General features: G+C 43.7%; 18 protein-coding genes. 9 read left to right on the top strand and 9 right to left on the bottom strand.

Annotated elements, in window-relative coordinates:
• Positions 1 to 56 precede the first annotated feature (56 nt).
• A complete protein-coding gene (locus tag LN893_RS08040; protein WP_229969296.1) occupies positions 57 to 1,076 on the top strand; it encodes an SDR family NAD(P)-dependent oxidoreductase in 1,020 nt (339 codons plus the stop codon).
• 156 nt (positions 1,077 to 1,232) lie between these two features.
• On the top strand, positions 1,233 to 1,745 hold the full coding sequence (locus tag LN893_RS08035) for an NUDIX domain-containing protein (RefSeq protein ID WP_229969295.1): 513 nt from the start codon (positions 1,233 to 1,235) through the stop codon (positions 1,743 to 1,745).
• A 130-nt stretch (positions 1,746 to 1,875) separates the two neighbouring features.
• Here LN893_RS08035 and LN893_RS08030 read toward each other — a convergent pair whose 3' ends face one another.
• Together LN893_RS08030 and LN893_RS08025 are read right to left on the bottom strand one after the other, a co-directional pair.
• Positions 1,876 to 2,589, bottom strand: coding sequence for a DUF6565 domain-containing protein (locus tag LN893_RS08030; RefSeq protein WP_229969294.1), 714 nt, complete (start codon positions 2,587 to 2,589; stop codon positions 1,876 to 1,878).
• Positions 2,590 to 2,636: 47 nt separating this feature from the next.
• A complete protein-coding gene (locus tag LN893_RS08025; protein WP_229969293.1) occupies positions 2,637 to 4,490 on the bottom strand; it encodes a glycoside hydrolase family 3 protein in 1,854 nt (617 codons plus the stop codon).
• Between the two features lie 211 nt (positions 4,491 to 4,701).
• On the opposite strand from LN893_RS08025, the gene LN893_RS08020 reads away from it, so the two are divergent.
• The 5 genes from LN893_RS08020 (at position 4,702) to LN893_RS08000 (ending at position 11,157) form a co-directional block, all read left to right on the top strand.
• Positions 4,702 to 5,544, top strand: a complete 843-nt coding sequence (locus LN893_RS08020; protein WP_229969292.1) for a rhomboid family intramembrane serine protease — start codon at positions 4,702 to 4,704, stop codon at positions 5,542 to 5,544.
• Complete coding sequence (locus tag LN893_RS08015; RefSeq protein WP_229969291.1) at positions 5,516 to 6,241, top strand: TVP38/TMEM64 family protein; 726 nt, start codon at positions 5,516 to 5,518, stop codon at positions 6,239 to 6,241. The genes LN893_RS08020 and LN893_RS08015 overlap by 29 nt, the downstream gene beginning before the upstream one ends.
• A 209-nt stretch (positions 6,242 to 6,450) precedes the next feature.
• Positions 6,451 to 9,630: a S41 family peptidase gene (locus tag LN893_RS08010; RefSeq protein ID WP_229969290.1), complete on the top strand. Its 3,180-nt coding sequence runs from the start codon at positions 6,451 to 6,453 to the stop codon at positions 9,628 to 9,630.
• Between the two features lie 452 nt (positions 9,631 to 10,082).
• A complete protein-coding gene (locus tag LN893_RS08005) occupies positions 10,083 to 10,529 on the top strand; it encodes an RlpA-like double-psi beta-barrel domain-containing protein (RefSeq protein WP_229969289.1) in 447 nt (148 codons plus the stop codon).
• Positions 10,530 to 10,593: 64 nt separating this feature from the next.
• The gene (locus LN893_RS08000) at positions 10,594 to 11,157 is read left to right on the top strand and encodes an HD domain-containing protein (protein ID WP_229969288.1); all 564 of its coding nucleotides are present in this window, start codon (positions 10,594 to 10,596) and stop codon (positions 11,155 to 11,157) included.
• Positions 11,158 to 11,170: 13 nt separating this feature from the next.
• Here LN893_RS08000 and LN893_RS07995 read toward each other — a convergent pair whose 3' ends face one another.
• The 3 genes from LN893_RS07995 to LN893_RS07985 all read right to left on the bottom strand — a co-directional run bounded on the left by LN893_RS07995 (position 11,171) and on the right by LN893_RS07985 (position 12,667).
• Positions 11,171 to 11,788, bottom strand: coding sequence for a hypothetical protein (locus LN893_RS07995; RefSeq protein WP_229969287.1), 618 nt, complete (start codon positions 11,786 to 11,788; stop codon positions 11,171 to 11,173).
• A gap of 8 nt (positions 11,789 to 11,796) precedes the next feature.
• Entirely contained in the window at positions 11,797 to 12,366 is a 570-nt protein-coding gene (locus tag LN893_RS07990; RefSeq protein ID WP_229969286.1) for a hypothetical protein, read from the bottom strand.
• Positions 12,367 to 12,475: 109 nt separating this feature from the next.
• Positions 12,476 to 12,667 carry a hypothetical protein gene (locus LN893_RS07985; RefSeq protein ID WP_229969285.1) on the bottom strand — a complete coding sequence of 64 codons (192 nt, stop codon included), beginning with the start codon at positions 12,665 to 12,667 and terminating at the stop codon, positions 12,476 to 12,478.
• A gap of 258 nt (positions 12,668 to 12,925) precedes the next feature.
• Here LN893_RS07985 and LN893_RS07980 point away from each other — a divergent pair, with 258 nt between their 5' ends.
• Positions 12,926 to 13,885 carry a sterol desaturase family protein gene (locus LN893_RS07980; RefSeq protein WP_229969284.1) on the top strand — a complete coding sequence of 320 codons (960 nt, stop codon included), beginning with the start codon at positions 12,926 to 12,928 and terminating at the stop codon, positions 13,883 to 13,885.
• 34 nt (positions 13,886 to 13,919) lie between these two features.
• Here the strand turns inward: LN893_RS07980 and LN893_RS07975 are convergent, their stop codons facing one another.
• Together LN893_RS07975 and LN893_RS07970 are read right to left on the bottom strand one after the other, a co-directional pair.
• The gene (locus tag LN893_RS07975) at positions 13,920 to 14,354 is read right to left on the bottom strand and encodes a DUF4890 domain-containing protein (RefSeq protein WP_229969283.1); all 435 of its coding nucleotides are present in this window, start codon (positions 14,352 to 14,354) and stop codon (positions 13,920 to 13,922) included.
• Between the two features lie 106 nt (positions 14,355 to 14,460).
• Complete coding sequence (locus tag LN893_RS07970) at positions 14,461 to 15,510, bottom strand: nucleoid-associated protein (RefSeq protein WP_229969282.1); 1,050 nt, start codon at positions 15,508 to 15,510, stop codon at positions 14,461 to 14,463.
• Positions 15,511 to 15,783: 273 nt separating this feature from the next.
• Between LN893_RS07970 and LN893_RS07965 the strand changes: the two genes are divergently transcribed.
• Positions 15,784 to 16,461 carry a porin family protein gene (locus LN893_RS07965; RefSeq protein ID WP_229969281.1) on the top strand — a complete coding sequence of 226 codons (678 nt, stop codon included), beginning with the start codon at positions 15,784 to 15,786 and terminating at the stop codon, positions 16,459 to 16,461.
• A 126-nt stretch (positions 16,462 to 16,587) separates the two neighbouring features.
• On the opposite strand, the gene LN893_RS07960 is transcribed toward LN893_RS07965, so the two are convergent.
• Together LN893_RS07960 and LN893_RS07955 are read right to left on the bottom strand one after the other, a co-directional pair.
• On the bottom strand, positions 16,588 to 17,301 hold the full coding sequence (locus LN893_RS07960; RefSeq protein ID WP_229969280.1) for a response regulator transcription factor: 714 nt from the start codon (positions 17,299 to 17,301) through the stop codon (positions 16,588 to 16,590).
• 118 nt (positions 17,302 to 17,419) lie between these two features.
• Positions 17,420 to 19,648, bottom strand: coding sequence for a sensor histidine kinase (locus LN893_RS07955; protein ID WP_229969279.1), 2,229 nt, complete (start codon positions 19,646 to 19,648; stop codon positions 17,420 to 17,422).
• Positions 19,649 to 19,656: the final 8 nt, after the last annotated feature.

Below are 19,656 nucleotides of genomic sequence, written 5' to 3'. Positions count from 1 at the left end.
GCACAGGCTCTTTTGTGTCCGCTACTACTCAATTTTGTGTAACCTCTCTTTTTACTATGAATACAAAAAACAAAAATAACTTATGGTGGCTTGCTGCGGGTGCAGGGGCTTTTATGGCTGCACGTGCAGTATACAGAAAGCTCACAGCCTATGATTTTAAATATAAAGTTGTGCTTATAACAGGCGGCTCTCGTGGACATGGCCTCGTGATGGCGCGGCTGTTAGCTAGCGAAGGAGCAAAGCTGGTGCTGTGTGCCCGCGATGAAACAGAACTTGAAAATGCCCGCATGGAGTTGGCTGGGCAAGGCGTTAGTGTAGAGGTAATACCTTGCGATGTAACAGTACAGGAACAGGTAAACAGCATGATCAGCCAGATAGAACGTGTGATGGGGCCTGTTGATGTGTTGATAAACAACGCAGGAATAATTCATGTTGGCCCTGTTACCGAAATGGATGTAAAGGAGTTTGAGGAAGCAATTAACCTATACTACTGGGCTCCGATTTACACGACGCTGGCTGTGCTCCCGAGCATGAAAAAAAGAGGAGGCCGAATCTTAAATATTGCTTCGATTGGCGGTAAGGTAAGTGTGCCGCACTTGGTGCCTTATAGTGCGAGTAAGTTTGCGATGGTGGGGTTATCAGAGGGGTTACGAGCAGAACTGAAGCAATATGGTATATCCGTAACCACTGCCAACCTAGGTTTAATGCGCACAGGCAGCCCAAGACATGCATTGGCAAAAGGGCAACATGAGAAAGAGTATGCCCTGTTTAAGATTATGGATTCTATCCCGCTGTTTTCTGAAAGTGCCGAGGCAACGGCTAAAACCATATTAGATGCGCTTCGCCATGGTGACGCTGAAGTAACTACAACGCTTCCTGCTAAAGTTGGCTCACTTGTTCATGGCATTAGCCCAGAACTTACCACCGAAGTTTTAGCATTAGTAAATAAATTTTTACCAGGAGAGGGAGGCATTGGTACAAACAGAGCAAAAGGATACGAAAGTGAGTCTGATTTATCTATGTCAGGTTTAACTAAAACTACACAAAAAGCAGCCTTCAAGAACAATGAACTTTAAATCTATTAAAAGAATTTTTCTTGATCAGATTAAAAGTTATATTGCTTACAAGCTATATTTTTAGCAACCCACTGTATCTAAACTTTTCAGATAAACCTTATCTAAATTAAACATCACCTGCGCTACTTATACAAAAGGCGCAGCGGTAAAAATACTATGGAAATTAAAAGCAGAAAGTTAGCCTACGATGGCTATTTTAAGATAGATGAACTCACGATAGAACACGAGGGAGCTACCTTCACCAGAGAACAATTTAAACGAGGTGATGCCGTGGCAGCCTTGGTGTATGATACTGAGCAGCAACTTTATGTTTTGACGAGGCAGTACCGCACAGGTCCTGAGCATGAATTAGTAGAAGTTGTGGCAGGTATGGTAGACGAAGGCGAAAGCCCTGAAGAAAGTATAAAGCGTGAAGTAGAAGAGGAGATAGGCTACCATGTAGAGAAAATGGAGCACCTGCATACTTTTTACTCTTCTCCAGGCGGTTGCACCGAGCGTGTATTCTTATATTATGCCGAAGTATCGAAGCAACATGCCAGCGGTGGCGGTAATGAACATGAAAACGAGCACATCGAGATTCTGAGGTATACCACCCAAGAGTTAGCAGAACTTGTTACCCAAGATGCCAAAACCATTATTGCTCAGCAGTGGGTGAGACTGAAGAAGTAAAACACTCCTGAATTTTAACTACAAAAGCCAGCGAAAGCTGGCTTTTGTAGTTAAATGAGAAAACAACAGCTCCAGAACTTTACTGCGTCTTTCATGCTCTAGAGTGTACGGCAGCATGTAAGGCAATATTTTAATTCTGTACTCCTCTAACGGCACTACCTACATCAGCACTTCCCTCTAGAGCTAAGTATTCAGTTTGCAGCGCCCGAATTTTGAGTTTATCTCCAGTACTGATATTATTCTCAATCTGGCGGCGACGGTCATTAAGTTGGCTGTATACATGATCAACATAGTCCCAGTCATCCTGATTCCAGTTGCTGCGCTTGGCCCTAACGGTGCCCATAAAGGTGAGGTAAGCCTCGCGCACGTTTTGAGAGGTAATGGAGTTAAGGTCATCAAACTCACGCAACAATTGTTCTTGCCATTGCTCAAGCTTTTGCTGGTCTAACGGTGTGTTTTGGCGTCTTTCCTGGCGTTCTTCCCATCTGGCATAGCGCTGTTTTAGTTGTTTATACTCTTCCTTAGATTTAGCAGAAAGGCTGTCTACGTTGCTCTCCAGTTCTGCATTTCGTCTTCTGAACTCCTCTCTTATCTCAGGCCACTCTTCTCTAATGGCTGTATCAGTACGATCAGCTTTGTTGTTCAGCCAAGAGCGGAAAGACTCTAGGCGTTCTTCGGCTGTTCTGCCCGTCTCTTCTACTCGAATGATATTATCATCTTGAGTAGCAGTATCTACGGTAACTTCCTCTGTTTCTTGTGCAGTTCGGTTTCCCTCGCAACTCGACAGCAAAAGAGCTAGCACTAGCACAGGTAAATATTTTAGTCTTTTATAAAGCGCTTTCATAGTCTATCATCTTTTGTACTAAGATGCTATACTTACGGAAAGAAACTTTAGAAGATACTCTGACGCTGAGACAGCAGTGGTTTGTCTTTGCTGATGCCGTCCCCGTACCCGAAATGCTTGTTAACGGTAACTGGCAGTTTGCCACGCGCTGGCAGTTCTCCGAAGATAAGTTTTGCGGCGGCTTCCTGCACATGAAAATTAGCTTGGTAGGCCAGCACAAAAGCCCTGCTATTTTCCAGGCCTTTAAATTGATTTATAGTGTAGGCATTGTCAAATAACACTATCACAGATCTTTTTTGGTTGGCTAATTCCTGCACCAAACCTGCGGCCTCTTTCGAATAGCCTAACCTGTTGCTGGGGCTACTACTTGGGCCGTAAAGTGCAACCAGTACCACATCATACGTTTGCAACTGCTGCTTTAGCTGTTTAACTTCTTTGGCCTTTGCCTTTCTAGATATAATAAAATTTTTAGTGGTGGCATACTGCTTTAGCTCACGCTGAAAAGCAGTTGGTCGTACTGCTCCAAACGATACGGCGGCAATTCTTTTGTTGCGTTGGCGCACAGGTAGTGCTCCATTCTTATTTCTTAACAAAGTTAAGGCTGCTTCGGCCAGTGCCCTGTTCGTGCTATCGGCTGCGGGTGGGTTTAGGTCCTCGTAAAGGTTGTCTAACTCAATCGGTTTATAGTTATCCAGCCCTAACCACTGCTTGGCTGCCAGCATGCGCTTGCAGCGTCTGTCTATCTCTTCTTGTTTTAGCCTGCCATCGGCAACGGCTTTTTTTATGGCTCGGATTGCTCTTAGCACACTATTCAGTCGTTCCAGTACATCATTGCCTGCTATTAGGGCGCGTGCCTCAGCCTCACCAGAAGGAAAGTATTTAGTTACTCCTTTCATAACCATGGCGTCTGTAAAAATCAAGCCTTGGTAGTTGAGCTTCTCTTTCAGCAGTCCAGTTACAATAGGTTTAGATAGTGTAGAAGGAAGATTATCTGTAGAATCTAAGGCTGGAATATGCATATGCGCTACCATAATGCCTCCAACGCCTTCTTCAATTAAAGTTCGAAATGGGTATAGCTCCAAGGAGTCGAGGCGTTCGCGGCTGTGCGGAATAATGGGTAGGTCGTAGTGTGAGTCAATATCGGTGTCGCCGTGCCCTGGAAAATGCTTGGCAGTAGCAATGATGCCATTTTCCTGCATGCCTCGCATAAATGCCAAGCTTTTGGCGGTAACCGCTAATCTGTTTTCACCAAAAGACCTGTAACTGATAATCGGGTTGTTAGGGTTGTTATTGATATCGGCAACTGGTGCAAAGTTTACGTGCATGCCTAAACGCTTGAACTCTTCGGCTACCTCGGCTCCCATGCGGTATATCAGCCCGTTGTCTGCCACTGCACCCAGCAACTGCTGGTACGGGTACTGCACAGCACTGTCTAGACGCATGCCCACGCCTGTCTCCGCATCCATAGTTATCAGGAGCGGCACTTTAGAGGCAGCCTGGTATTTATTCGTAAGCTTTGCCTGCCGCACAGGCCCCCCCTGAAAATAGATCATGCCCCCAACTTTATACTTTTGTATCAGGCGCATCACGTCTGCTTCGTATGCTGCACCTTGGTCAGAGAAAGCTTCTATAATGATGAGTTGGGCAATCCGTTCATCAGGTGTGAGTGTGTTGAAGACAGAATCTACCCAAGGTGAGGAAGGGTTTTTGAGCGCATCAATAAAGTTTGCAGCCCTAACCCATGGTTGCTGCTCCAAGGGTTGCTCTTCTTCTGGCGTTATAATTTTGCCAGAACCGTCAGAGCGGTCGCAGGCTAAAAGGAAAAGTAGCGGCAGGAAAAGCAGCAGGATAAACGGCTTTTGAGTTACTATGCTTCTGAAAAAAAGAGTTATTTCTGCCATGGCTCCGTAAAATGCCTCCTGTACATACTTGCTTTTGCTGTTTTAGTTTACAAATTGCAGCTTAGATATAAAGCAGCATGGCTTTATGCAGTTGTTAGGCTTCAGATTGTTCTTAGCAAGAAAGCAGTAACTTAATCTGCTGTTTTTGTAGGAAGAAGTGTGGTTGTACGGTGTCTGCATAAATCGAAATAATGAAAACATTCCCTCTAGCATGAGAGAAAATAATATAAGCACCTCTTTGAAAGAAGAAAACGAAAAATTCTCCTATAGCTTTTTGCCAGGAGCGCTTTTTGTTTCTCTTTTATGGTTGATAAGCACACTTTCTTACTTAACAGATGCCAATCTAGGTTGGTTGGGTGTTTTTCCGCGCCGTTTCTTCGGGTTGATAGGAGTTGTCACAAGTCCACTGATCCATTCGGGGCTGGACCATTTACTGGCTAACACTTTCCCGCTGCTTTTGTTATCTGGCGCTATACTTTTTCTGCATCGGGAAGTATCAGGAAAGGTGTTTTTGATGGTGTATGTGCTCAGCGGAATTTTTACCTGGTTCATCGGCAGATCCGCTTATCATATAGGGGCCAGTGGCCTTATTTATGGATTGGCTGGCTTTTTACTTTTTTTGGGAGTGGTCCGCCGAGACAGGGCTTCGCTGGCGGTGTCGCTGGCGGTACTTTTTTTGTACGGAGGACTTTTTAACGGATTGTTTCCTGGAGAGGAGCGCATTTCATGGGAGGGGCATTTAGGGGGCTTTTTGGCTGGTATGGTGGCAGTTGTTGTTTACGGCGGAAACCCCACAACTACTGACGATGCTAATGCTGCTGCGGCTGGAGTGGCACCTTCTGTACATCCGCATGTGAGTAGCACCGTTGGGCCCCAGTATTCTGCTATGCCCATTGCCTATCACGCACAGGCAAGCCAGGAGGCTAAAACATATACCTACAGGCTCAATTCAAGCACAAGCGCTATAGAAGGGCCAACCAATTACGGTGCTACTTCGTCTAAAAAGGCAGAACAACTACAGCCCAATGACGACGGAGAATCAAAGCCATCATAAAAACGAAGACAACGAAACAGTAGAGAGCAAATGGCCTCTCATCATCACGGCAGTAATCATTGGCGGGCTAGTAGCTTCTTATTTCATTTTCCCCAGTTTTCAGGAGCAGCTGAAACAAGGCTGGGAGGTAATTACCAGCGGCGAAGAGGAACGCATTTCTGAGTGGGTAAGCCAGTTTGGCTTCTGGGGGCCGTTCTTTATTGTGCTGGCCATGGTAGCCCAAATGTTTTTGCTTGTTATAAACGTGGTGGCCCTGATGCTGGTGGCTATTATTGCCTATGGCCCTGTCTGGGGTTCTGTTATTGCCGTAAGCGCTGTTGTTGTAGCCTCATCCATAGGTTATTTTATTGGAAGAGGAGTAGGAGAGGCAGGGGTCAGTAAGCTCATTGGCAAAAAATCTGAACAGAAAGTAGAAGGCTTTGTGCATAACTATGGGGTATGGGCTATCATTATTGCCAGAGTGTCTCCCTTTCTGTCTAACGATGCGGTAAGCTTTGTAGCTGGTCTTGCTGGTATGAACTACTTTAAGTTTATATTCGCCACACTGGCTGGTATTATACCCTTGACTGTTCTGCTGGCTTGGCTCGGAGAAAACAATGATAGGTTAAAATCAGGTTTAATTTGGGTATCCGCAATCAGTTTGGCTGCATTTATCTGCTATGTTGTTTATGATAAATATATAAAGAAGAAAGACTAAGGTGCAAGAAAGCTGACACAAGAACCAACGTATGAGAATACTCAAATGCTCTTACCTTGGTATGCTTTCATTCTATAGTTCTGAAAAATGATAGAGGCTCTTTTGGATAGGCATGTCTAAAAGGGAAGACATATTATTACTACAAACCCCATGCCTATTTGCAATTTATCGGAACAATGTGCTATTTAGATACAAGAACACCTTATCCGATGAAGAAGACATTACTCTCTATTTTATTAGGGGCAAGTTTATCCAGCGCATTTGCGCAGCAGCAGGAAGTATATTTTGCTTCTACTCCTACTATTAGCCCCGACGCACAAACCATTGTTTTTAGCTATGAAGGCGATCTTTGGCAAGTGCCCGCTAAAGGCGGTTCTGCTATGCGCCTTACGGCAATGGAAGGGGAAGAAAGCCTTCCTCGCTTTTCGCCAGATGGCAAATGGATTGCCTTTACATCTACACAGTTTGGCAACCGCGATGTATTTATGATGCCAGTAGGTGGCGGAAGTGTAAAGCAATTAACATTTCATGAAGGTACGGACGAAGTAGAGTCCTGGAGTTGGGACTCGAAGACAGTATACTTTAACTCCGACCGCTATAACCGCTTTTCTACCTATAAAATCAGTCGGGAGGGTGGTACTCCACAAAGGCTTTTTCCGCACTACTTCCACACGGTGCATAATGTGGCAGAACACCCTAGCAGTGGCGAAATTTTCTTCGACGAAACCTGGGAAAGCAAATCTTTTGCCCATCGCAAAGGCTATAAAGGCGCCTACAACCCCGATGTGCAGTCTTATAATCTCAAAACAAAAGAGTACAAACGCTACACCGATTATGAAGGGAAAGACCTCTGGACCTCTGTCGATCTGAAGGGTAGCTTGTATTTCGCATCAGACGAAGCCAATGGAGAATACAACCTGTATACCTTTAAGAACGGCAAAAAAACGAAGCTAACTAATTTTGATACTTCCATAAAGTTACCCTCTGTAAGTGCCAATGGCGAGAAGGTGGTTTTTGAGAAGGACTATCAACTGTATGTATATGATGTAGCTGCGGGCAAAGCCGACAAAGTAGCCATTAATGTGCTGCAAAATAACACGCTCGAGAAAGAGAAAGATTTCTCGGTTGCGGGCAATATCTCAGCTTTCGATGTGTCTCCTGACAACAAGAAGATGACTTTCGTGTCTAGAGGCTCATTGTTTGTGTCGGATGTGGAGGGCAAGTTTGTGCACGAGCTAAAGACAAAAGCAGGCGAGCGGGTAACGGAGGTGAAGTGGCTGGCAGATAACAGACGCGTGCTGTACAGCCAAACCGTGGATGGCTATCTGAACTGGTTTGTTGCAGCTGCAGATGGAAGTTCGGCAGAAAAGCAACTTACCAGCGATAAACAAAACAACCGCAACCTGGTGCTGAACCACGACCGTAGCCAAGGCGTTTTTTACAGTGGCCGCCATCATGTTAAGCATATCGACCTGAACAAGCTTGTGGTTAAAACACTAATTGAGGATGAAATTTGGGCTATGCAAAATGCCAACCCAGGTTTCTCGCCTGATGGTAAGTATGTTGTTTTTAACGCCTATCGTAATTTTGAGCAAGATATCCTTATTCATCATCTCGAGAGTAACAAAACCTACAACCTTACCAACTCTGGCGTAACTGAAACAGAGCCATTCTGGTCGCCGTGCGGTAATTATATTTACTTTTCTTCGGACCGTACCAGCCCTAATTACCCATATGGTATGAAGGATCCGAACCTGTACAGATTAGCTTTGAACAAACTGGATAGGCCTTACCGCTCCGATAAGTATAACGAGCTTTTTGCATCGGCACCTGTCGCAGGCACGGCTGATGCCACTACTAAAAAAAGCAAAAAAGGAAAGAAAGAAGAGGAGAAAAAGCCTGAGACAAACGCACTGGTAACGCTGGATTTAACAGATTTACAGGACCGATGGGAGCAAGTTTCGGTGAGTTTCGGCGAACAAAGCAATCCGTATGTAATCCAGAAAGATGATAAGACAACGGTGCTCTTTACCTCTAACCACGAAGAAGGAAAACACAGCCTTTGGAAGTACACTACCAGCCCTTTCGACAAGCCTAAAACAGAGAAAATAGCAGGAGCTAATACCCGCTCACTAGAGTTGGCAACGGCAGGAGGTAAGTACTACATTCTGTTAGACGGGAACATCCATAACCTGAATGTTGACGGCAGCAAAACCGATAGAATAGAAATGAACCGTACTTTCAGGAAGAATCTAAAGAATGAGTTTAACCAGATGTTCTACGAAGTATGGGCAGGCGTAGAGGAGAACTTTTACGATGACCACTTTCATGGAGTAGATTGGGCCAAGAAGAAAGAGGTATACAGCCAGTTGCTCCCTTACCTGAACAGCCGTCAAAACCTGCGCACTTTGCTTAACGACATGCTAGGTGAGCTTAACTCTTCCCACATGGGCTTCTCTTCTACGGGAAGTGAGGAAAGCGGCTACTATAGAACAAGGTCCTTGGCTACAGGCCTATTATTTGAAGACGATAAGCCTTACCAGGTTAAAGCGGTAGTGCATAAAAGTGCCCTGGATTTAAAGGATAAAGACGTAAAGCCAGGCGATGTTTTGGTGAAAGTAGACGGAATAGCAGTTGACAATTCTCTGAACCGCGAGTACTACTTTGTGAAGCCATCTTTGGCAGAGGAAGTTGAGCTAACGCTTGAGCGTAACGGTAAACCTTTCACAGTTAAAGCTCATCCGTCGAACTTCTACAGTCAGCGCGAAAACCTTTATGACGAGTGGATTGAGCATAACCAGAAATATGTGGATGAAAAGTCGGGCAAGCGGATTGCTTATGTGCACATGAAAAATATGAGCACGCAGGCTCTGGAGCAGTTTATGATAGAAATGACCACCGAAGGCTACCAACGCGATGCCCTGATCCTGGACCTGCGCTATAACACAGGAGGTAACGTGCACGACGATGTGCTGCGTTTCTTGGCGCAGAAGCCTTACCTGCAGTGGAAGTACCGTGGCGGCTCGCTTACAAACCAGCCGAACTTTACACCTTCAGCTGGTCAAATTGTGCTACTCACAAACGAGCAAACGCTTAGCGATGCTGAAATGACAGCCACAGGCTTTAAGCAACTTGGGTTGGGTAAAGTGATCGGAACCGAAACCTACCGTTGGATTATTTTCACTTCGGGAAAAGGGCTAGTGGATGGTTCTTTCTACAGACTACCTTCTTGGGGTTGCTATACTTTAGATGGCGAAAATATTGAAAAAGAAGGTGTTACGCCTGATATTCATGTGCAAACCACCTTTATAGATCGCCTGCAGAATAAAGATCCGCAGTTGGAGCGAGCAATACAGGAAATCACAACGGCGCTTCGAACGCAGAAATAGTTTTAAGTTTAGTTTGATTACCATAAAGGTCAGCTGCACGTGTAGCTGGCCTTTTTTTTGTGCAACGGAAATTGTACTCATATCTACACTTTTTTTTGCTTGTATCTACATCAATGAACAAAAAATATAAACAGGGCAAAGGAGCCTATTGGAGCTTGATAAAGGAGGGGAACTACAGATAATACAGGATGCTATAGTTATGATTTAGCGCAATCTATATAAGATCAGGGATTTATATATTTATAGAATGTTAGTAATATCATATATAACAAAAAATATACGACATAAAAATCAGTCAAAAAATGCCTTAGCATATTACTAAAGCCATGTTGTATAACCATTCTGTAAAACCATCGTTTAAGCGGGTTTAGTATTAAAATGATGTTCAACGAAATGGATTGCTTATGTTTAGGTTTAAATTACTCGCAGCTTTGGTATCCTTATTTGTAGCCTTGGCTGAAGAAATTTCCTCTCTAACTACAGATAAACCCGAAGAGAACAAAACCGAGATCAAAGAAAAAAGAATAATTACTATTGAGGCTCCAGCGGAGCAAGTGCCTGACCCCACTACCCTTACCGTTTCTGCTTCTATTTATTTCCCCGAGCCTCAGCAAACAGATTCCTCTCCTTTTATAACCGCAGATGGCTCTCGTATTAACAAGAAAAATCCAGGAAAACACCGTTGGATTGCCGTTTCACGCGATTTACACAGTCGTTGGGGAGGCGAGATTAGCTATGGAGACTCCGTTAAAGTTTCTGGCATATCAGACCAATTAGACGGGACTTATATTGTGCGCGATGTAATGAACCGCCGCATGCGCAATCAGATAGATATCCTTGTCGGGAAAAACGACGATGTGATGGGGTACTGGCGTGATGTGGAGATTGCTAAACTGTAAATCCAGTTAACAGCCTTTTTAGCTCTCAGTAGATTTTGCTTACTTTGTTAAAAAGCCATTAGCTATGACAAAAGAAGAAGCAAATACTATACTGGAGCAAATGACCAACGGCGCGAGCCTGTTGCGCCATGCCCGAACCGTGGAGCTGGTAATGGAAGCTTATGCCAACAAACTAGGAGAAAGCGCCGAAGAATGGGCTGTTACAGGCCTACTGCACGATGCTGATTACGAAGCCTACCCCGAACAGCACCCTAATGTGATTGTGAAGCTACTGCGGGAAAAAGGCGAGGAGAAAATAGCCCATGCTATATCAGCGCATTATACCAAGTGGGGCGTCAGTTATGATACCTTGCTGGACAAGGCGCTGCTGGCTTGCGACGAGCTGACAGGTTTTATAGTGGCCTGTGCACAGGTAAGGCCGCAAAGGCTAGAGGGGCTGGAAGTGAAATCTGTTCTGAAAAAGCTGGGCCAGAAAAGTTTTGCCGCCTCCGTAGACCGTGAAGAGGTAAGGATAGGAGCAGAGCTTTTTGGGGTAGATATGAAGGAGCATATTGCTTTTATCATTCATGTGCTGCAACAGCACCAGGAAGAGTTGCAGCTGATGCCGCAGCAGGATACGCAGGTATAAATAGAAAGGCAGTTTACTGCTGCCTTTCCCATACTTCACCGTCTGCGTTCTCCCATTTTACCAAGCCAAAGTCTTTTGCAAAGTATAGCTTATGCGTGGTAGGGCCTTCAAAGTCGTCGGCATGTGAAATATCGTTTGTGTATACATACACATTAGAATAGGTGTTGCCGCGCACTTTCAGCTCATTTAGCTGCTCAGGGAACTGTGAGAACAGCTTTTGTAAGTTCAACTGCTTCCAGTAAAACGAGGTAACAAAGCCCTTCTTTTGCGATTTCTTTATTTGAATAAACAGCTTGGTTTGCGCAGGGTCGGCAGGTAAGCGGAAGTATGGATTATCGCTTAAGAAATAGTCTTGGTATATAGTTAAAGTGGAGGGGCAGGGAATTTCAGAAATTCTCCCGTCTTCGTAGGCTGTGTATAATTCGCTGTGTAGTTCGTAATATATTTTTGATTCGCCTGTGCTGCTGATGTAGGTGATTTTATCTTCTTCTGTTTTACCAGGAAGCCAAGCTAATTCTTCGGCTGTGAAAGTGGGTAATAATCCGCTGCAGCTTTCGTCTTCCTTTTCACAACTGGTTAATAAAAAAAGGCTTAGGAAAGACAAAGAAAGTAGGTATAAAAGCTTTTTCATTTCTGTTGTTAATTTATTCTTTCCCAATAAGCACCTTTGGTGTTGTCGTAGCGAACAATGCCTTCTTCCTGAGCATAAAAAACTTTATACACAACATTGCCTTGAGCTGTGTTATCTGTTGTGTCGGCTACAATTTCGTACACGTTCTGGTATGCTTTCCCTTTTATAACATAAATCGGATGAAGTACAGTATTGTTTACAGGAACGTACTTGTTTAGCAGAAAAGCGCCTCCAAAGCCTGATGTATAAGGCTCTGTATCAGACTTCGTTACTTGTGCACTAAACACGATTTTGCTAAACCCAACGACATCTGTGTACATTATTTCACCAAGGGCATTACAGTATGTTCCTTTCATAAGGGACCCCATTCGCTTATGCTTTACCTCATTTAATGTTTTCGAAAGCACGTACAGCTTACTGGTAACGCCTTTGTTACTTTTAAACTCGAGTGTATCGCCTTTTTTCTGGTCAGGAATAAGCGCTCTTTCTTTTTCGGTAAAGGTAACAGGGCCGCAGCCGTCGCAGCTTGTCAGAGAAATGGCAGCTAACAGGAGAGCTACCCAGGCATATTTTATCATCAGTTATAAATGAGGATTACCGCACAGGAACTTGTGTATTTTAATAGTTGCTGTAGCTTTTCCAGATGATCCCATAAATGAGCAAAAGGTTGCCTCTTTAAATAAATATTTAGGAGATATAGTATGTTAGAGCGTCCATCCCTTCCGTATTACTTTCTGCTTCCACTACTTCGTTTATCACATATTGTATTTCCTGCTCAGACCATTTTTCTTTTTCAGCGGCTTTTACAAACAAATCCAGGGCTTCGTATCTGGTCACATGCGCAGGTAGCTGTATTTTTACTTTCTTCTTGATGTTCATCTTTAACTATATTTTAATAATTGTATCAACAGCTTACGAACCAGTATCTTACCTATTATCGGGGTGCTGATGGCTTTAGGAGGTTTAACTCTAATGTATGTTATTCGTTGAATTAAGTAAGTATAGAGACAAATTAAGTTAGCTAGAATTTTAAAAGCATCAGTTTTTAGCATGTATAAATTTTATACATGATGGATGCAAAAAGTCGTGATACTTATATGCTTATACTTACATTCTGATAGGCAAAGGTATAAAACTATGGGAAAAGAAATGCTCACTTTTGAGCAGTTGGAGGGGCTTAACGACCTTACCATTATGCACTATGCGATGCCTCTCATAGCGCTGTCGGTGGTGGTGGAATGGCTTTTGGATGTATACCATAAGAAGGGCAGCTACTCTAAGAAAGAGTTCTTTTCGGCCCTGACCATTGGGGCAGTTAACACTGTATTAGGAGCTTTGCTAAAGATATGGCTGTTTGGTATTGCCATGGTTATTTACAATATGGTGCCATGGGCAGTGCCCAGAGCCTGGTGGGGCTACATTCTATGCTTTTTTGCTGTGGACTTTTGCCGCTATTGGGCACATCGCGTGGCACACGAGCAGCGTTTTTGGTGGGCGACACACGTCACGCACCATTCCTCAGAAAATATGAACTTTACCGTGTCTTTCCGTACTAGCTGGACGCAACACATAAAGTTTGTGTTTTTCCTGCCTGTGCCGCTGCTGGGTATAGATCCGTTTACTTTTTTTATATGCCATCAAGTGGCGGTGCTTTACCAGTTTTACGTGCACACGGAACTCATAAAGAAGTTACCAGCCTCAATCGAATATTTTTTTGTAACACCGTCGCACCACCGCGTGCACCATGGGTCTAATCCTAAATACATAGACAAGAACTATGGTTCTACCTTTATTATCTGGGATCGTATGTTCAATACTTTCGAGCCTGAAGTGGAGAAGCCAATTTATGGTATAACCAAGCCTGTGCGTTCCCTAAACCCTGTATACCTGGTATTTCATGAGTGGATGGATATATGGCAGGATATAAAGCATGCAAAATCTTTGAAAGAGGTTTTCCTGATACTTTACAAGCCACCTGGAGCCTTAGTTACCGAACACCAGAGACAAAGCCAACAACAGGAGGTAATGCTAGAAGAGAGGGAGTTGGTTGGCCTGGAGCAACTAAGCACAAGCGGGGTTTTGGGAGAGAGTAAATAAAAAAGCATGGCTTTGGTGGCCATGCTTCTCATAATTAGTTGCTATAGTATTGGGCGTTCTGTTCTTGCCTGCTGGGGTTACCCTGCATCTGCTGCGGCACTCCCATTTTCTCCTCACGGCGCTGCTGATATTTAGCAAACTGCAGCGGAGAAAGCACGTCTTTTAATTTTGATAATCTTGTTTGGCTGATGAGGTCTACCTGTTCGGCAATTTTACGAGGTTCGCCTTTGTAAAGCACACGAGCCTCTGCCACACCTTTTAGGCCGAAGACATTAATTTCCCGAACCTTTTTTACCTGTGCTGGCGTCAGTGCAAGGTTTTTGGCCATGCCTGCTGTTATCTCATCGGCTTGCTGGTCAATAGTCTTAGGTGCTTTTTGTGCTGCTGCTGTTCGCGGCGCAGTATTTTGAGCAAACGTAGCAGATGCTGTGGCAACTATCAAAAGTAAGGCTACTACAATGTTTTTCATTTTCTGGATTGGTAAAAGGTTCTTTCTCCCTTATTCAAAAACTGTTCCTGTTTTAGAGCTTCAAGCGAAACAAAGCGGTTAGCGCTATAGTTTCCGTGTTTGTTCCTTAAGATTCGTTGTAGAAGTACACTTTATAAAAGTGCATACCGCGTTCCTGATCAAAACCCCGCTCCACGTACTGCTCGCTTTGCTCAGGATTGTAGCCGCTGAACTTAATCTCTATCTGGGTATCCAGCTTTATAAAGTTACGGAACTTGCGCTTCATGTTGCGCACGGTGTTTTTGTTGATTTCAAAATCATCAAAATGATCAAAACCTCTTTTCTCTGCGTAAGACTGCGTGTAATTCTTAAACCGCTCCGCAGATTCAGGCTCGTCAATTACGCTGCTGGTGAATTCTTCCAGATCAAAGGTTTCGCTTTTAGAGAAATAGTCTACAGACCTTGAGATAAAATCCACTTGCGCTTTCTTGCTTTCACTTTGTGCAAAAACTTCCTCGGAGTAGTCTTTGCACAAATTCATAACTGCCTTCGTGTTAAAGTTAGTGTCCTTTAGCTCTGTTACGTTCAAAAAGTCTTCTTTCCAGAACAGCGCATCGGTACTGTTGGCGTCTACAAGCTTAACCCTATAACCGTCTTCTGCCTCAATGTTAAAGATCATGCAGCCTTTGTCCACACTCTTGATATTCACGCCTGTGTGGTAGTTTACGTTCAGATCATCGTCGCTGTCTTGGAAGGTAAGGAAGTTGTCCTTGTTCTCTGATTTAAAAATACCGATAGCATCTACTTCTTGATCTTCCATCATACAGCCTGCAAAGTGCACCACGTACAACTCTCCACTCTTCACCTTCGGGTGGTCGGACTGTTCGTAGAGGTGATTTAGAATGTGTACAGAGTACTCAAAAAAGCTTGACGGCTCATTAAACATTAGCGTGGCATAGGCGAAAAGCTCATTTAGCGCCAGATCAGAAGTGTGGGTAAACCTGAAAAATTCTTCCTGCTTAAACGGCGCAAGAAAGTAATTCAGCAACAGGTCTCGCAGGTAATCGTCATGCAGATCAACTGGCTCTTTCGACACTACCACACCTTCTTCTTTTGCTTTGTTTCCTACCCTATGTACCGCCAGTTGTTTCAGGCGTACCTGCGATTTGTCTTTCATATCTAAATCAGAATTTCAGGCTGCAAAGGTAGCTGAATTAGCCTAAACAGGAGGTAGAAAGCAAGAACTTATATGCTTTATGAATTAGTATCGCTCTTTAAGCTAAAATATAGTTATGATTCTTTAATTAATTATTTGGCTTATAATCAATGTGTTATGTTTTTGTAGCATAGATATGTATGTGGCCTGTACTTTTTGGCACAGTTTTCTCAAAACTGAACTTGAGCAGCGCGGCTTATGGACGAAGAGTTGAATTATTAAACTGAAGAAATCATGAAAAGAATATTTTTACTTATAGCTGTAGTACTTGGCTTTATAGCCACAAAAGTAAATGCACAGCAACAACCAGTTCGTTTTGGAATGAAGGCGGGCTTAAATATGGCAGAATGGCAAGGCGAAACGGTGGAGAGTGCACAGGGGTTGCTTGATTTAGCCGATGGAAACCTGAACAGAAAGATGCGAGAAGGCTTTCATGTGGGTGGTGTGGTGAGCATACCTGTAGCTAAAGGTTTTGAGATAGAGCCAGGCTTAATCTATTCACAGAAGGGTACACGCTTGGTAGGTACTTTGCCTATTGAGCGTCTGGATCTGCTGAACGCCAATGCAACTATCACAAATAAAGCCGAGTACATTGATTTACCAGTAATGGCAAAAGTGTTTGTAGGCGAAGGTTTCCACATTTTCGGTGGACCGCAGTTGTCTTACTTGGTTTCAAATAAAGTGCAGGTACAGGCAGGAGCTTTTGGTTTTAATGCTGTCAATACCGAGTGGGACATGAAGAGCGGCTTCAGAGAACTAGATGTAGCTGTGGCTGGTGGTGTAGGCTATCGATTTGCTAACGGCATAAATCTGAGCGCTGGCTATGATTATGGCCTGAACCCAATTGATGAGAACGGAAGTTTTAAAAGCTATAACCGTGTAGCGAAAGCCTCTGTGGGCTTTTCCTTCTAAATAAAATTAAGTGATTTGTATTTATGGTGAATAATGGGCCGTTGCTGTTGCAATGGCCTGTTATTTTGCTGTTAAAGATTGGAGGCGCTACTGTGCCGTTTGGTGGTAAGCAGGCTAAAAGGTAAACTAAAGCATCACGCCGTTCTGTATACACAACCTATACCCTTGCCCATGTATGTTGATTATTTCTACACTAGGGTCTTCTTTTAAATATTTTCTGAGTTTGGCGATATAGACATCCATACTGCGGGCTGTAAAATAGTTGTCTTCGTGCCAGATGCGCTGTAGCGCTATTTCGCGAGGCAACACGTCGTTTAGGTGCTGGCAAAGCATAAGCAGTAACTCAGACTCTTTTGGTGAAAGCCTCTGTTCTATGCCGTTGTGGTGCAACTGACGGAGCTTGTGCAGAAAACGATAGCGGCCTATAGTATACTCTGCAGGAACTGCTTTTTCCAGCGTTTGACCTCCTTTACGATTCAGGACTGCTTTTATTTTGTACAAGAGTACTTCCGAATCAAAGGGTTTGGTAATATAATCATCGGCACCAATTTTAAAGCCTTCCAACATATCGTCTTTCATACTTTTGGCTGTTAGAAAAATTAGCGGTGCCTCTGGCTTTAGTTTCTTTATCTCCCGTGCAAGTGTAAAGCCGTCTTTCTTTGGCATCATCACATCCAAAATGCATAGGTCAAATTCACCTTTCCGAAAAGCTGTAATAGCCAGGCATCCATCTTTGCAGAGCGTGACGTTATAGTCGTGCAGCTCCAGGTAGTCCTTTAGTACAATTCCAAAGTTCGGATCGTCTTCAGCTAGCAATATGTTCAACACCTTTTCGGACATAGCTTTATGCAATTATGAATTATTTATTACGAATTATGAATGGAAGGCTTATACTATGGCCGCTTCAACTGTTGCATAAGCATCCAATTCAATTATTCAAAAGTCAGTTATTCAAACTTTAACTCAGGGGCAAGAAAACCTCAAAGCGGCTGCCTTTGCCTGGCTCGCTCTTCAGCTTTATATCACCGTGATGTGCCTGCACAATAGCTTTAACATAGCTTAAACCCAAACCAAAGCCTTTTACATTATGCAGATTTCCTGTCGGTACACGGTAAAATTTTTCGAACACACGCTGCTGTGCATCTTTACTCATACCAATACCTTTGTCTTCCACGGCTATAAGTAAACCTCCGTTTTTATTACTAGTTGTTAGGCTGATGATGGGTTCGGTTGGGGAGTACTTGTTTGCATTGTCCAGCAGGTTGCAAATCACGTTGTAAAGGTGTACTTCGTCTAAGTTCAGTTCATGCTCCAGGGCCTCCAATTGTACCCAAATCTGACCGTAACGTTGCTCCACCTGTAGTTTTATACTTTCAATGGCCTTCACAATCAGCAGGTGTACATCCACAGGCTGCAGGTTCATCTTAAACTCGTTCTTTTCCAGCAAGGCAATTTGCAGCACGTTCTCCACCTGTCCGTTCATGCGCTTGTTTTCCTCCCTGATAATGTTGGTGTAGTACTTAATCCTGTCGGGGTTCTCGTACACTTTAGGGTTTGAAATAGAATCGGTGGCAAGCGAAATGGTGGCAATGGGTGTTTTAAACTCGTGCGTCATATTGTTGATGAAGTCATTCTTCATCTCCGACAGCTTTTTCTGCTTATAAATAATATGGATGGTTGTGCCGAAGGTAGCTACAATAACCATCGTGAAAAGAGCCGAAAGTGTTAGCATACCCCAAAGAGATTTTAGGGCATAGGTTTTACTGTCAGGGAAGTATATACCAAGCTGATCCGTCTTATCAAAAATGTCGTTTGGGAAAAGACTGGCTGTGTACTTTGGCAGATGAGCTACTTGCGTAGCCAGTGTGTTCTGAGCCACTACGGTATCGCTTTCACCAGAAACTACCCAATAGCCGAAGTTTATGTTTATTCCCTGGTTCTGCAGCTCTGTTTTGAGTAGCGAGGGCAGGTAATCCAGGTTTATACGGTCTTTAAGTGGCACATCTTTCACCAAGTATTCCACCACCATTTTTTGAGCAACATCATTTAATTTATCTTTCTTTATTTCGATTCTAGAAATGTTAGAGACATTATGATGTAACTGGTTCTTTTTAGCAGGTTTGGTCGTGTGAACTTCTTTTACTTCTGGAGCGGGTACAGCTGCTTGTACAACTTTTTCTGCTTCTTTCAAGCGTATTCCACCTATCGTAATACCCGAACCCTTAACTGATTTAGATTGGGAAGGTACTGCATGGCTATCATAAATGACCTTTGGCTCTTGTCCTATTTTATAGATAAACACACTGTCCATCCTAACGGAGATAGAACTGATGTCATCAGGGCGAAGTGTGGTCTTGAAGGTTATGTTGCGACTTAGGCTATCTAACTTAGAAACCATATACTTCAAAGTATCCACTGAGACTCTGATAGGTTGATTATGGATTCTTACAAAGTTTATATCGGGTTTGCTGCTTCTTAGAGCTCTGAAGGCACTATCTGGAAAGTTGCGCTCGAGATGAAGGGAATCAGGAAACAAACTATTAGCATGCTCCACTACTTTTATACCTTTGCCAGCAATAACAGCAGGTACCATCGTAGTTCTTCCTGATGGAGCTTCACGATAACGTTGCAGCGCCTTAAGCGAATCCTTTTGTATTAGGTTTATTCGTTCAACACCTGAGCCGCTTCGGTGCATGTATATAATAGGGCTGGATCCTTGGCCTGCAACCGCACTCAGATTTTGCATCTGAACCGAAGCAGATAACTTTTTACTTTTGTTTGATAACACTTTATCTCCTGTGGGTTCAGCCGCAGAGTCTGTTTTTGATTGTAGGTGACCTGTTCCCTGCGCTTTGGCAGGTTTGGGTGCTGTGGCTTCTGGTTTAGGGTTTTCTGAGTGCTGTACTTTGGGTTGCTCTGTTGTTTTCGTTTCAGTTTTAACAAGCGTGGCGGACAAAGTATCGCTTGCATTCTTTTGTAACGATGCCATGTTATCGGCTACCACCGAGGCAGCTTCTTGGGTCTCCAGTTTCTCTACCACCTTCGAAAGTACTTCATTCACGCTGCGGTCGAACTGCTCCTGCCTCACTTTTATGGCATCAGATATCCAATATAGTTGCAGCCCTACTATGCCCAGCAGGGAAATGCTCATCAGCACAATTACTCCGATTATGGTATGCTTGCTCACAAAACAAA

Source organism: Pontibacter harenae, from assembly GCF_020907245.1.
In the GTDB taxonomy this organism is placed as follows: Bacteria; Bacteroidota; Bacteroidia; order Cytophagales; family Hymenobacteraceae; genus Pontibacter; species Pontibacter harenae.
Note: the sequence above shows the minus strand (reverse complement) of the source record. Positions and strands in the feature narration are given on the sequence as shown.